Raw genomic sequence first — 13,087 nt, 5'->3', positions numbered from 1 at the left:
TAATTGTCGCTCGACGGTTGCTCCTCGCAACAGCAAATGGTAGCCAGAATTCACCAACCGGCGCGGCCACCTATCGGCCATCAAAATTGACGCCGACCGGACACCGTAATCGTCGCGCTACAGTCTTCCGCCATTCCTCTTCCGGCAGGATCACATCCGGGCCGATCGGATTTTCCGGATAGCACTGCACCGCCGGCTGCAGGTGCGCCTTGGTCTTGGCCCAGCCTTCCTCGTAGTCAGCTTGCCACTGCATCAGGTAATTGAGCCGCTTGATCTTCCACACGCCGTCTTCGCGCACATAGTCGTTCTCATAGATCCCGGCTTCCCAGAACTGCTGCGGCATGCCTTCCGGCTTGTTCGCCAGCACATCGTCGTGCCAGCCGCCTGCCAGGATTCCGCGGAAGCGCCCCTTGGCGGTCTGACGGTCCGGCGCCACGGTGATCACATCCTGCAGCTGAAAGTGATCGAGCAGCAGGCCATGCACCGGCCCGCGGCGCCCGCCGGTGAACAGGTTCTGGAACCAAGTTCCATAAAGCCGCATCACGCCTTCATGGCCGCGATACTCGCCCGAAAGGAACACCACCGCGCCGTCCTTGGCGAAAAGGCCGGCAACTTCCTCGGGCCGGTTGTAATCGATGTAATAGCCATAGGCCATCTGCAGGCGGCGGATCGCGTGCTGATCCTCCAGCTCGTCAACCCGTCGCTCCAACGCGGCAAGGCGCTGATCGGCGTCGCTCATTTCGACTCTCCCATTCGTGTTCTTTGTATGTAACACTAACAATCGTGAGAGTGATTGCGAGAGGAAAAATGGGCAGCTGGAAAGGACAGGTCGCCTTCGTCACCGGAGGCGTCACGGGCATTGGCCTTGGCATCGCACAGGCGTTCAGCGACGAGGGCCTGCAACTGGCGCTCAGCTATCGCAACGAGGCGCATCGCGCGCAGACCGAGGCGTGGTTCGCCGAAAAGGGCCGCGAGCCGCCGCTCTTCGTCAAGCTCGACGTCACCGATCGTGAAGCCTTCGCCGATGCTGCGCAAACCGTGCAGCGGCATTTCGGCGCGGTGCACGTGCTGGTGAACAACGCCGGGGTCAGCGTGTTCGGCCCCACCGATGAAGCAAGCTACGATGATTTCGACTGGATCATGGGCGTCAACTTCGGCGGCGTGGTCAATGGACTGGTCAGCTTCCTGCCGCGCATCAAGGCGGCATCGGGCCTGCGCCATGTGGTCAACGTCGCCTCGATGGCCGCCTTCCTGCCTGGGCCGCAGGCGGGGATCTACACCGCCAGCAAGTTCGCTGTGCGCGGCCTCACCGAATCGCTGCGCTACAACCTTGCCCCGCACGATATCGGCTGCTCGCTGTGCTGCCCCGCCCTCACCCGCACCAACGCCTGGGATTCCGCGCTGAAGCGCCCGGCCGAGTTCGGTGAAAGCGGCTTCGCACCCGTGAGCAAGGCGGAGTTGGAGCAGTTCGGCACCGCCTTCGATGCGGGCATGGCCCCCTATGAAGTCGGCCGGAAGGTGTTCCGCGGCATGGCCCGCAACGCTGGCCTGATCCTCACCCACCCTGAATTCGCCGACGATTTCCGCGAGATCTACGAAGCAAGCCTCGCCGCCCTGCCCGACGAAGAAGCCCCGCCCGAACGCCTGCACATCGAACATCTCCGCCGCGAGGCGATGAAGGCGGCACAGGCCGGGCAGGTGATACGACTTGATGACTTGATCTAGGAGGCGCTTGCCCCGCGCATCGGCTTGGCTATCGTGCGCCCCCGACGGGACCCGAGGAGAGCCACGCCGATGTGCGACGATCTTACCGAACTGGACAATGCCGCCTATCTCAACCGCCGCCAGTTCACCGCACTGGGTGCGGGCGCAGCGGCGCTGACCGTCATGCCCGGCTGCATGGCGCAAACCGCCACTGGTACCGCGGCGATGCCGACCAAGAGCCGCGCCGTCACCATCACCACGCCGGACGGCACCTGCGATGCCGTGTTGATCGCGCCCGCCACCGGAAAGCACCCCGCCGTGATCATGTGGCCTGACATTGCGGGCCTGCGCGATGCCTACAAGACCATGGGCACCCGCCTGGCCGGTGAGGGCTACGCCGTCCTCGTCGTCAACCAGTACTATCGGGGCAGCCCCGCCCCCATTCTCGATTCGCTCACCGCCTGGCGCACGCCCGAAGGACAGGCCAAGCTCAAGCCGCTGATCGCCGGGATCACGCCCGATGGCACGGTGCGCGATGCCAAGGCCTTTGTCGCCTTCCTCGACCAGCAGCCCGAGGTCGATACTGCGAAGAAGATCGGTTCCTGCGGCTATTGCATGGGCGGCCCCTTCACCGTGCGCACCGCCTTCGCCAATCCGGATCGCGTGGGCGCTGCCGCCTCATTCCACGGCGGCGGCCTCGTGTCCGATGCGCCTGACAGCCCGCACAGGCTGCTTGCCGCCACCAAGGCGTCCTATCTCTTCGCCATCGCCAAGAACGACGATGAGCGCGCGCCCACCGACAAGGACGAACTGCGCAAGGCCGCCGATGCCGCCAAGCGCCCGGCCGAGATCGAGGTCTATCCCGCCCAGCATGGCTGGTGCACCATCGATGCGCCGATCTATGATCAGGTGCAGGCCGACAAGGCATGGGGCCGCATGCTGGCACTCTACAAGTCCAGCCTCTGACCGGAACGAAATGCTGCGCTCAGGCCGAGCGCAGCATTTCCACGTTTTCCTCGATCATCTGCCGCACGCTGCGCGCCTTGCGCCCGGTCAGCCGTTCCACGTCATCGGTCAGCAGCTCAAGATATCCCTCGCGGATCGCCCGGCCAAAGCTGACCATGTCATCGCTGTTCCACGGGATGCCGTTGATCTCCTGGTCGTCCACCGGCCTCCGCGGAATGCCCATCGCGTCGAACATGGCGTACTGCGCCTCGTCGTTCAGCGAGACGTACTCCACCGGACGCCCCGTCACTTCCGCCATGATCGCGCTCACTTCGCGGAAGGTCTGCAGCTCCGGCCCGGTGATGTTGTACACCTGCCCCTCATGGCCATCGCCGGTCAGCACGGCGACGGCGCTCTCGATGCAGTCGTCGCGCCACACCATCGCCTCGCGCCCCTTGCCCGCGTTGGAAAACCACTTACCGCTCTGCATCACGCCGGGCCCGGCCATCAGGATCATCGAATCGGCATAGTGCGCATCGCGCAGCATGGTCCAGGCGCAGCCGCTCGCCTTGATCAGCCGCTCGGTCTCGATGTGGTCATGCCGCACTTCAGCCGGGTTGGCGGGATCGTCGATGCCGATGAAGCTGGTATAGGCGATATGCCTCACGCCACCCGCCGCCGCCGCGTCGATCGCCGCCTTGTGCTGCTCCACCCGTGCGCCCACGCGCGTGCCGGAAATCAGCAGCATCCGCTCGCCACCACGCACCGCCTCGGCCAGCGTCTCCGGCTTGTCGTAATCGCCATAGCGCACGGTGCAGCCCTGCGCCGCGCGATCGGCCAGCTTCTCCGGCTTGCGGGTTATCAGGATCAGGTCGGCCGCGCGCCCCTGCGCCACCAGCCGGTCGGTCAGCCCCCGGCCATAATTGCCCGAAGCCCCCGTGATGACGATCCGGGTCATGCCTGCACTCCCTCTTTGATCTGCGCCTGCGGCACCCACCAGCCATGCACCTGCGGCCGCAGCCGCGCCGGGATCTTCACCCGCGCCACCGGCCCCGCGCCGATGCGCCCGGCGTCGATCACCCAGGCCTCGTGCGTGAAGGTGTCGCCCGCCTGCTGGTCCACGATGCACACCAGCCAGCCTTCGTGCGCCGGATCGTTCGCAGGCACGTGCACCGGCTCGTTATAGCCCGCCATCGGCGGCAGCGGCAGCGCCTGCGTCACCTGCGGTGTCGGCGTGTCCATCCCGTCCAGCCGCAGCAGCATGTTGAAGCTGACCCCCACCGGCCCTGCAAACAGCGGCGGCCCCTGCAGCGCGGGGTTCATCGATAGCAGGAACCCGGTCTGGTAACGCCGCCCCTGCAGCCTGGCGGGGATCACCGGAAAATCGCCCGGAGGCCCGATGATCGTCTCGGTCACCTCGCCCCCTTCCGCCTTGGGATCAACGCTCCAGCGCGTCAGCGCCCCCTTCACGTCCTGTGGCGCCATGTGGATGCCCGATGGTTCACGGATGAAGGCAAAGGCGTTGGTGTTGTTCAGGCACGCATCGAAGTGCAGCAGCCCCGCCTCGTCCTCCCACGCGTTCATCATGTGATACGAATGGCAGCCCTTGGGCCCCTTGAACCACCGGATCTCACGCACGTCGCCATAGCGCGGCATCACGCCCAGCCAGCTGTCCAGCTCCGGCTCGTGATGCCAGTGCTCCCCGCCCGCCTTCAGCCGGTCGAGTTCCGCCGTCGTCGGATAGATCGGGAACAGCGCATAGTTCTCGCTGATGGTGAAGTCGTGCATCATCGCGCAATAAGGCGCATCGAACCACTGCTCGCGCTTCAGCTCACCGTCCGGGCCTACGATGCAATAGGCAACCTTCGTCGATGCGCAGCCATCCGCCTCATAGCCATAGAAGAACAGCTCGCCCGTCTGTGCGTCGATGCGCACGTGCGCGGTCATCGTCTCGCTCTTCAGCGCTCCGCCAAAGTCATAGGAACCGATGGTGTCCAGCGTCACCGGATCGACGCGATAGGGCCGCCCGTCCTCCTTGGCCATCAGCAGGCGCCCCGCGTGCCACACCGGCGTGGTGTTGGCCACGGTGCGGTCCACGCCCTGCACCTCCGCCTCATCGGTAAAGGGGTTGCGATACTTGCCGAACAGCGCCCGGCCCGCCGCCTTTTCCGCCCTGTAGCGCGCCGTTTCCACAAAACGCACCGCAAAGTCCGCCGTGCCGTCGCCGTTGAAGCGCACCCGGCTGATCATGCCGTCGCCAGACAGGGTGTGGTCGTTGTCGAACTTCGGCGGAAAGGCAGGATCGGGCACCGCGCGGAAAAAGCTGCCGCGCACTTCCGCCGGAAGGTCGCCTTCCACCGGCAGGCCGGTCAGCTCGTACTCCTCGCCCACCGGCGCATTTGCCCCGGTGAAATAGATCGTCTGCGGAAACGCGCCCATCGCATCCTCACCTTATCAATTGTTAGGATTGTTCTAGCGCACGGCTGGGCGATTTCAACCCATTTCCCCAAACGACCGGGGCCGCCACCGCTTGCGCGATGACGGCCCCAAGCCCCCCGTTGAAGAGCGATCAGAACGAACGCTTCAGCGTCAGCGCCCAGGTGCGCGGCAGGCCGGGATTGGCCGTGATCGCGCCAAGCGATGCTTCCACGTTTTCGACCGTGTTGTAGTAGTACTTGTTGAACACGTTCTGCACTTCGGCCGAAAGCTGCCAGTCCTTGTCCGGGCTGGTATAGCTCAGGCGCACGTTGCCCAGGAACCGGCCGTCGACCAGGCTGCTCGGGCTGTTGAAGGCCTCGGTGTAGATCGACGACTGATAGGTGCCGTCAAAGCGGGCACTGATCATGCCGGCCTTCATCGTGTAGTCGTACTGTACGCCGGCGCTCCAGTTCCACTTCGGCGTGAACGGGGTCACGTCGGTCAGCGGCACGCCCGTGGTGCCGGTGTCCTTGTACTTGAAGTTCAGATAGCTGATCGAGCCATCAAGCGTCAGGCCATCGACCGGGCGGATGGTGGTTTCCCCTTCCAGGCCCCAGACATCGGCCTTGCCCACGTTTGCGGGCAGCAGGCACGGCGCCGCCGGGCAGCGGGTCAGCGTCAGGATGATGTTGTCGTACTTGTTGAAGAAGGCCGAAACGTTCAGGCGCAGCCTGCGGTCAAACAGGTCGGTCTTCAGGCCGCCTTCATAGGTTGTCAGTGTTTCCGGCTGGAACGACTTGATCTGGTTGCACGGTGCCAGCACGCCCGGCGGCAAGGCCGAACATTCACCCGCCGAAGGGCCGAAGAACGGACGCGGGTTCACGCCGCCGCCCTTGTAGCCCGTGGCGATCGAGGCATAGGCGAAGACTTCCGGGCTGAACCGGTAGTCGGTCTCGATGCGCCAGTCGGTGCGCTGCCCCTTGAACTGGCCCTTCACGTTGTAGAGGCCGGAAAGCAGGCAATTCGGGCTGTTACCAACTGCGGTCGGTAACGGCGTACCATCGGGTGCAACCGGTCCAAGTCCTTGGAAGGACTCGCAAATCGGCAGGAACGGAAGCTGTGCAGGCGTCCAATCACCAAACGGCACCGTCCCATCCGGGTTGGACCGGAAATAGGTGTAATCCTTCTTGTCCCACGTATGGCGAATGCCGCCGGTGATGCCCCAGGCATCGGTGATGTGGAACGTTCCGTTGAAGAACAGCGCCTTCGAGGTCGACGGTGTGCTGTCCGGCCCGTGGATGAAGTCGATCCCGGCATAGTTCAGGTCGACGCGGGCGTTATAGGTGCCGTTCTGGTCGAAGTAGAACCCACCGAGGGTGTATTCGAACTTCTTGTCCATGAAGCTGCCGTTCAGGCGCACTTCCTGGCTCCACGCGCGGTGGCGAAGGATGTTGTCGAGCTGCGCCACCGGCACGGGCGAGCCGTCCTGGTCGAAGCCGAAGCTCATCTTGTAGTGGCGGTACGACGAGATCCACACCGCGGTCAGGTTGTCGGCCAGGTTCGCCGTCACATTGCCGGTCACGCCCCAGCCGTCATAGTTCTGCTGGTTGTTCGCGGCATAGGGCTTGAACGGCGCCTGGCTGGTCGGCGTGCGCGCATCGAGGAAGTTGGCGTAGTTGATGAACCGCGGGTCATAGCCCGCCGGCGTGGTGTCGCAGCTCTGCTGGAAGCGCGTGCTGTAGGGCACGAAGGCGCAGGTCAGCGGCACGGCGTTGCCGTCCTTGCCCGTCAGCCACGGGATGCCGTCAGGCGTGGTCGCCGCCTTGTTGCCATAGAGCAGCACCTGCGCGCCCGCATCGTTGCGTTCGCGGGTGTAGTCTGCGGCAAGGTTCACTTCCACGTCAGGGCTCGCTTCCCACCGCAGCGCCAGCCGCCCGGCCGAGAACGAACGGCCGCCCAGCGTGCCGCGCTCGATGCCGTTGCCGGAATTGGTGTTGGCCGGCACGTTGGAATTGGGGTGCGACAGGCCATAGTCGAGCAGCTTGACATAGCCGTCCGAATTCTTGGTCGCGCCGGAAAGCCGCGCAAACAGGTGATCGCTGATCTTGAAGTCGGCCACGCCGCGCACGTCGATGCGGTTGAACCGGCCATAGGTCGCCTGCAGGTAACCACCGCCCTCGCCGGTCGGCTTCTTGCTGAACAGCTTGATCGCGCCGCCGATCGAGTTGCGGCCCGCCAGCGTGCCCTGCGGACCGCGCAGCACTTCCACACGCTCCAGGTCCATCAGGTCAAGCAGCGAGCTTGACAGCGTCGGGATGTAGACGTCGTCGACATAGATGCCGACGCCCGGCTCCAGTGCATAGTTGAAGTCGGTCTGGCCGATGCCGCGGATGAACGCGATCAGGCCGATACCGCCGCTCTGCGGCTGCGCGCGCAGCGTCACGTTCGGCGATTGCGCGGCAATCTGCGAGATGTCGGTCTGCCCGCGCGCTTCCAGAATCGCGGCGTTCACGGCCGTGATCGCCAGCGGCGTATCCTGCAGTTTCTGCGCGCGGAACTGCGCCGTCACCACGATTTCGGGTGCGGTCGCAGCGGTCTGGTCGGAAGCGGTGGCCTCCTGCGCAAGTGCAGGAGCAGTAGACAATACGGTGCAAGCTCCGGCAAGCAGCCCAAGGCGCTTCCCGGCCAAGATCCTGGCCATGGCAATTCCCCTCAATCCCAACGGTCCGCTCTTACGGCTGAACCGATCTACACCATAACAATTGCTAATATCGAAGCAAACGCTTTTCGCAGTGTGGCATTCATTGGCGATTTTGGCGTTGCAACTCAGTCACATCAGTAATGGTCCGCCCGCGTTAAGAAGGCGACGGATACCGTCCTGCGGCTATCCGCAGGGGCGAGTGTAACAGCGATTCGGAATTTCACCAGCGTGAAATTTCACGTTGGTGAACAATCTGGGATCATCAGCACCACCACCAGGCCGTTGCCCGCATCTCGATGGAAACGCGCGGTGCGGCGTCCTCGGGGCATCCGGGCAAGTCGAAGGCGACATGGGGCACGTGCCGCGCGCGCTGCGCATCGGTATCGTGGGTCTTGAACAGCACCACCTCGTCACGCGTCATCGCGGAAAAGTACATCCACCGGTGTGCCGCGCCATGGGCCACCACAAGCCCTTCGAACGACCATTCCGGCCTGCCGGGCGCGTCGAACACCGCATCTGCGGCAATCAGCTCAGAGCCCGCAATCGTGCGGGCGTCGCAAAGCGCCAGCGGCACGTCCTGCGGCGGGGGGGAGATTGCCCGCCACACGTTATAGTGCGCGCACCGGGTATAGGGCCTGTCCTTCGCGCCGGCCTGCCCGAAACCCAGCGCAGTGCGGTCCGAAATGTCGATGTGCGCGAACCGCGCCGGCATCGAATTGTCCAGGCTGCCCGCCTTGCCGCTGCGTTCGGAAAAGCGCAGCAGGCCCGGGCTGCCCACATGGACGAAGTCCGCCCCGGTCTGCGCCTGCACCAGTTCCTCGATCTCGCGCCTGTGTACGGCCAGCACCGCCTCGCGGTCGGCAAAGTCGTCCACCGCGCTGGCGTGCCGCACCAGCTGGAACCCCTCGCGGTCCACGTGCGTGCCCGCGCCCCGCGCATCGGTGATCGTCATCGCCACCGGCGCGATGTCCACTTCGTCCCGCTCGTGCGCATTGGCGTAATAGCGCGGACGCGCAAAGCGGCGGCCGGAATAGGCGATCAGGGCTTCCATCATCCACTCCACAGCGGCCGGCCGTCCCGCCGGTTCCGCAGTCTTGAAAGAGCGCCAGTGGCATTCTGCCCCGAAGCCGCCATCACCTCAACCGAGAGGGCGGCGGCCCCTGCGTGCCGAAAACAGCGCCTTTTCAATCCTCACGCTGCGTTGGCGTATGCGTCAAGCGCGGCTTCGGGGCTGTCGGGCCAGCGGCTGATCACCAGCAGGCGCTTGTGCCCGTGGCCGATGATCAGTTCGTCGGTCACGCCCATGCCGCCATGGAACTGGATCATCTCGTGCCCCAGTTCCAGCGCCGCCGGGGCGACGAAGGCACGCACCCCGCGCACCGCGCTGGCGAATTCGGGCGTGCCCTGCGTGACCATGGCATAGTTGAGCAGGGCGCGGGCCTGTTCCAGCGCGGTGTATTGCGCGGCCATGCGATGCTGGATCGCCTGGAACTGGCCCAGCGGAGTGCCGAACTGTTCGCGCGTGCGCAGGTATTCCAGCGTTTCATCGAACAGACGCTGCATGATGCCCACCGCCTCGGCCGAACGGGCGAGCGAGGCGACCTGCTCGACCTCCTCGATCTGGGCGATCCCGCCCGAAAGCGCCACGGCAGGCACGGCATCAAGCGTCAGTGAAACGGCGACCGACCCATCGGCCACGCGCCAGCGTGTGGCGGTAAGGCCGGCAGCCCCGGCCTCGACGAAATAGAGGCCAAGGCCATCGTCATCCCCCGGGCTGCCCCCGGTCCGCGCACTGACGACATAGCCATCGGCCCCGGCGCCGGCGACGACATAGGCCTTGGTCCCGGTCAGCGTCGCTACATCACCCTGGCTGGTGGCGCTGGTTTCCACCCACAGGCTGCCGTCACGGCTGCCGGTTTCGGCATGGGCGAGCGCGAGGCGCTTGTGCCCCGCAAGCAGGCCTTCGATCCACTGCGCGGCCAGCGCTTCTGGCGCGGTCGCGGCAAAGAGCCGGCCCGCCAGCAGCACCGCATCGATCAGCGGCTCCACCACCAGGCCCTTGCCCAGCGCCTCGAACACGGTGGCGATGCCCGTGGCATCCAGTCCCAGCCCGCCGTGCTCTTCGGCAAAGGGCGCGGCGATCAGGCCAAGTTCGCCCAGCAGCGCCCAGTTCTCGCGCCCGAAGCCTTCGTCGGTGGCGACATAGGCGCGGCGGCGATCGATATCATATTGGTCCACGACGAAACGCTCGGCCAGGGCCTTGAGCATCTCCTCGTCCTCGGTGAGGTCGAAGTTCACAGGTTCACTCCCATCGGCTTCAAGCTCTACCATCGTCGGGGGCGCTTCGTTGCTCTGCAAAAGACTAGGCATTTCAGGGTGCACCTGCGATTGTTTCCCGGCAGACCTGCCGGTACAAGAGCGGGCAACAACTGGGAGAAGAGCGTGCTTTCGGTGGAATCCATCGATTCGGTCCGGATCAGCGGCCCGCAGGACGTGCGCCGCGCGGCCGAGGCGTTGAACGCCCTTGCCCTTTCGGCCGGCATGCGTGCCGCGCCGCAACAGGATATTGCTGACAAGCGTACGCCCGTCGATGCCGATGGCAATGTGCTGGCCAGCGACGTGTTCGGCTGGACCGAGGAAAAGACGTGGTGGCGCAATTCGCGCATCGCGCTGGATTCGCCGATCACCTCAGCCTGCCGCTTTGAAAGCGAACCGTTCTGGGTGAACGCCAGCGGGTTCCACACCCGCCAGCCCAACCATTACCTGTCGGCCATCGACCTCACCAATTTCGAGACCCGGGCGATGACGCGCGCGGCGATCGTGGTGCCGGTGCACCTGCCGTTCGGGCAGATCGGCGCGGTCAGCTTCAACCCGCTGGACGACACCATCACCGAACTGGACGACCAGTTTCTCGAACATGGCGACGCCTTCGGCATCTATTCGCGCACGTTCATCGCCAGCTATGTCCACGCGATGGGATCGGTGCAGGCGCTGCCCCCGGGATCACGCCTGTCAAAGCGCGAGGTGGAGTGCCTGCGCTGGGCCGCGATCGGCAAGACCGACCTGGAAATCAGCATGATCATGGGCCGCAGCCGCGCCACCGTGCGGTTCCACATCCACAACGCATCGATGAAGCTGAACGCCGTGAATCGCAGCCAGACCGTCTTCAAGGCGGCGCAGCTCGGCTACATCTCGCTCGCTACCTGAAGGAGACCGCATGACCGACAAGCCGTTCGATCCCGTCGCCGCCTGGACGGACATGGTCCAGAAGTGGGAGCACGAGATCAACAGCTGGTCGGGCAAGCTGACCGAGAACGAGCAGTTCGGCGCGATCATCGGGCAGGCGACCAAGGTACAGCTGGTGGCGCAGCGCGCATTTGGCGAGCAGATGGACACGCTGCTGCGCAACCTGAACCTGCCGAGCAAGGCGCAGGTGGACCAGATCGGCGAACGGCTCGACGCGATCGAGGACAGCATCGACCGGCTGCGGCTGGCGATCGAGGCCTTGGCGGGCAAGGCGGCGCCCCCCGCCGCCGCGGTGAAGGAACCGCGCCGCACGCGCAAGCCGGGCTGACCGCACCGGGATGGCCGAATCCGCACCGCTTTCCCCCGAAGCCGTCGCCGATCGCGTCCGGCGCGAGGTGGACCGCGCGCTCAAGCGCAATATCAAGGGGCTGGAGTTTCTCACCTCCACCCGCGCCGAAGTGGGCGCAATGGCGCGGGACCTGGTCCACCGTGAAGGCACCGCCATGCTCTGGCGCTATCGCCCGGTGGTGGACGAGATCTATCGCCGGCCGCTGCTGATCGTCTCGCCGCCCAGCAACAAGGGCTATATCTTCGATCTCGCTCCGGGGCAGAGCATGGTCGAATACCTGCTGAACCGCGGCTTCGACGTGTTCAACCTCGATTGGGCGCCGCCCCGGCGCGACGAGGCGCACATCGCCATCGCCGACTATGTCGACCGCTTCATCCCCGACAGCATCGCCCGGATCGCGGAGATCACCGGGGAGCGCGAGATCACGCTGGCCGGATACTGCATGGGCGGCACGCTGGCGACCATCCACGCCGCGCTGCACGCGGGCAACGCGGTGAAGAACCTGGTGCTCTTCGCCACGCCGATCGATTTTGACACGATGCGCCTGTTCCAGACCTGGGCCGACCAGCGCCATTTCGATGTGGACATGGTGGTTGACCGGCTTGGCGTGATCCCGCCCGAACTGATGCTGGGCGCCTTCGATCTCGCCCGCCCGGCCAACCGCACCGCGGGGCGCCTGCACCTGTGGACCAATATGTGGAACGACGAATTCGTGCGATCCTACCGCATGTTCGATCGCTGGGCGGCTGAGACGCTGCCGGTCCCGGGGGAATACTTCCGCGATCAGATCAAGAAGCTGATGTGGGCCAATGCGCTGGTGAAAAACGAACTGGAGATCGGCGGGCGGACGGTGGACCTGGCGCGCATCACCGTGCCGATCCTCAACATCATCGCGCAGCACGATCACATCGTGAGCGAGGCGGCGGCGCATCCGATCATGACCCTGACCGGATCGACCGATCGCGAACAGCTCGTTTCCAAGGGCGGCCATGTCAGCCTGGTGGCCGGCCCTGCGGCGCTGCGGCGGCTCTGGCCGTTGATCGACGGCTGGCTTGGCAAGAGGTCCGTTTGAGAATGTCCGATACCCTGACCTATCCCCGCACCGTGCAGGCGGGCACCCGCGCCATCGTGCTGCGCCGGCTGGAGCCTGGCGATGCCGATTCGCTGGTGGCATTCGCCCGTAGCGTGCCCGCGCACGATCTGCTGTTCCTGTTGCGTGACATCCGCAATCCCAAGGTCGTCGCCGCGTGGATCGAACAGGTGGAGCGCGGCCTGATGCAAAGCCTTGTCGCGCTGGAAGGGGGCAAGCTGGTCGGCTGCACCGCGCTGGCGCGCGACGAACTCAGCTGGTCCCCCCACGTGGCCGAGATCCGCATGGTCATCAGCCCGGCGATGCGCGGCACCGGCTTTGGCCGGGTGCTGGCGCAGGAATGTCTCGCGATGGCGATGGAAGCGGGCGCAAGCAAGGTCATGGCCCGGCTCACCCCGGATCAGGGCGCGGCGCTGAAAGTGTTCGAGGATATGGGTTTCCTGCCCGAAGCCCTGCTGCGCGACCACGTGCGCGATTCCAACGGAGAGACCCACGACATCGCGATCATGGCGCTGAACCTTGAACGGCAGGGCGGCATGAAGAACGCCTATGGCATGGGGTGAAGGCGGCCGGTCCTGACGATCGGGAAGCGGGGTCGTGACACCCGGGATTGCCTCGCTGCGCTCACAATGAA

General features: G+C 65.2%; 12 protein-coding genes. 6 read left to right on the top strand and 6 right to left on the bottom strand.

Annotated features, from left to right (window positions below):
- Positions 1–70: 70 nt before the first annotated feature.
- Entirely contained in the window at positions 71–739 is a 669-nt protein-coding gene (locus POM99_RS15290; protein ID WP_277279338.1) for a nuclear transport factor 2 family protein, read from the bottom strand.
- A gap of 68 nt (positions 740–807) precedes the next feature.
- Here POM99_RS15290 and POM99_RS15285 point away from each other — a divergent pair, with 68 nt between their 5' ends.
- A complete protein-coding gene (locus POM99_RS15285) occupies positions 808–1,725 on the top strand; it encodes an SDR family oxidoreductase (protein ID WP_277279337.1) in 918 nt (305 codons plus the stop codon).
- A 69-nt stretch (positions 1,726–1,794) separates the two neighbouring features.
- On the top strand, positions 1,795–2,670 hold the full coding sequence (locus POM99_RS15280) for a dienelactone hydrolase family protein (RefSeq protein ID WP_277279336.1): 876 nt from the start codon (positions 1,795–1,797) through the stop codon (positions 2,668–2,670).
- 19 nt (positions 2,671–2,689) lie between these two features.
- Here the strand turns inward: POM99_RS15280 and POM99_RS15275 are convergent, their stop codons facing one another.
- From POM99_RS15275 to POM99_RS15255, 5 genes are all read right to left on the bottom strand, one after another.
- Positions 2,690–3,607: an SDR family oxidoreductase gene (locus POM99_RS15275; protein WP_277279335.1), complete on the bottom strand. Its 918-nt coding sequence runs from the start codon at positions 3,605–3,607 to the stop codon at positions 2,690–2,692.
- Positions 3,604–5,088, bottom strand: coding sequence for a lignostilbene-alpha,beta-dioxygenase NOV2 (gene nov2 / locus POM99_RS15270; RefSeq protein WP_277279334.1), 1,485 nt, complete (start codon positions 5,086–5,088; stop codon positions 3,604–3,606). The genes POM99_RS15275 and nov2 overlap by 4 nt, the downstream gene beginning before the upstream one ends.
- A 130-nt stretch (positions 5,089–5,218) precedes the next feature.
- A complete protein-coding gene (locus POM99_RS15265; RefSeq protein WP_277279333.1) occupies positions 5,219–7,711 on the bottom strand; it encodes a TonB-dependent receptor in 2,493 nt (830 codons plus the stop codon).
- Positions 7,712–8,030: 319 nt separating this feature from the next.
- Positions 8,031–8,819 carry a CmcJ/NvfI family oxidoreductase gene (locus POM99_RS15260; protein WP_277279332.1) on the bottom strand — a complete coding sequence of 263 codons (789 nt, stop codon included), beginning with the start codon at positions 8,817–8,819 and terminating at the stop codon, positions 8,031–8,033.
- Between the two features lie 140 nt (positions 8,820–8,959).
- Positions 8,960–10,099, bottom strand: a complete 1,140-nt coding sequence (locus POM99_RS15255; RefSeq protein WP_277279331.1) for an acyl-CoA dehydrogenase family protein — start codon at positions 10,097–10,099, stop codon at positions 8,960–8,962.
- Between the two features lie 111 nt (positions 10,100–10,210).
- Here POM99_RS15255 and POM99_RS15250 point away from each other — a divergent pair, with 111 nt between their 5' ends.
- The 4 genes from POM99_RS15250 to POM99_RS15235 are packed head-to-tail and all read left to right on the top strand — an operon-like array spanning position 10,211 to position 13,016.
- Positions 10,211–10,975, top strand: coding sequence for a helix-turn-helix transcriptional regulator (locus POM99_RS15250; RefSeq protein WP_277279330.1), 765 nt, complete (start codon positions 10,211–10,213; stop codon positions 10,973–10,975).
- Positions 10,976–10,985: 10 nt separating this feature from the next.
- Positions 10,986–11,342 carry a hypothetical protein gene (locus POM99_RS15245; RefSeq protein WP_277279329.1) on the top strand — a complete coding sequence of 119 codons (357 nt, stop codon included), beginning with the start codon at positions 10,986–10,988 and terminating at the stop codon, positions 11,340–11,342.
- A gap of 10 nt (positions 11,343–11,352) precedes the next feature.
- Complete coding sequence (locus tag POM99_RS15240) at positions 11,353–12,435, top strand: alpha/beta fold hydrolase (protein WP_277279328.1); 1,083 nt, start codon at positions 11,353–11,355, stop codon at positions 12,433–12,435.
- A gap of 2 nt (positions 12,436–12,437) precedes the next feature.
- Entirely contained in the window at positions 12,438–13,016 is a 579-nt protein-coding gene (locus tag POM99_RS15235) for a GNAT family N-acetyltransferase (protein WP_277279327.1), read from the top strand.
- Positions 13,017–13,087 lie beyond the last annotated feature (71 nt).

It is taken from the genome of Novosphingobium cyanobacteriorum (genome assembly GCF_029436685.1).
Classification (GTDB): domain Bacteria; phylum Pseudomonadota; class Alphaproteobacteria; order Sphingomonadales; family Sphingomonadaceae; genus Novosphingobium; species Novosphingobium cyanobacteriorum.
The sequence above is the reverse complement of the archived record's forward strand: the minus strand, read 5'-3'. Positions and strand labels throughout refer to the sequence as shown.

What these genes read in the sequence shown, in the direction of transcription:
- POM99_RS15290 (WP_277279338.1), bottom strand. Translation starts at nt 739, where the DNA reads ATGAGCGACGCCGATCAGCGCCTTGCCGCGTTGGAGCGACGGGTTGAC.
- POM99_RS15285 (WP_277279337.1), top strand. Translation starts at nt 808, where the DNA reads ATGGGCAGCTGGAAAGGACAGGTCGCCTTCGTCACCGGAGGCGTCACG.
- POM99_RS15280 (WP_277279336.1), top strand. Translation starts at nt 1,795, where the DNA reads ATGTGCGACGATCTTACCGAACTGGACAATGCCGCCTATCTCAACCGC.
- POM99_RS15275 (WP_277279335.1), bottom strand. Translation starts at nt 3,607, where the DNA reads ATGACCCGGATCGTCATCACGGGGGCTTCGGGCAATTATGGCCGGGGG.
- nov2 (WP_277279334.1), bottom strand. Translation starts at nt 5,088, where the DNA reads ATGGGCGCGTTTCCGCAGACGATCTATTTCACCGGGGCAAATGCGCCG.
- POM99_RS15260 (WP_277279332.1), bottom strand. Translation starts at nt 8,819, where the DNA reads ATGGAAGCCCTGATCGCCTATTCCGGCCGCCGCTTTGCGCGTCCGCGC.
- POM99_RS15255 (WP_277279331.1), bottom strand. Translation starts at nt 10,099, where the DNA reads ATGGTAGAGCTTGAAGCCGATGGGAGTGAACCTGTGAACTTCGACCTC.
- POM99_RS15245 (WP_277279329.1), top strand. Translation starts at nt 10,986, where the DNA reads ATGACCGACAAGCCGTTCGATCCCGTCGCCGCCTGGACGGACATGGTC.
- POM99_RS15240 (WP_277279328.1), top strand. Translation starts at nt 11,353, where the DNA reads ATGGCCGAATCCGCACCGCTTTCCCCCGAAGCCGTCGCCGATCGCGTC.
- POM99_RS15235 (WP_277279327.1), top strand. Translation starts at nt 12,438, where the DNA reads ATGTCCGATACCCTGACCTATCCCCGCACCGTGCAGGCGGGCACCCGC.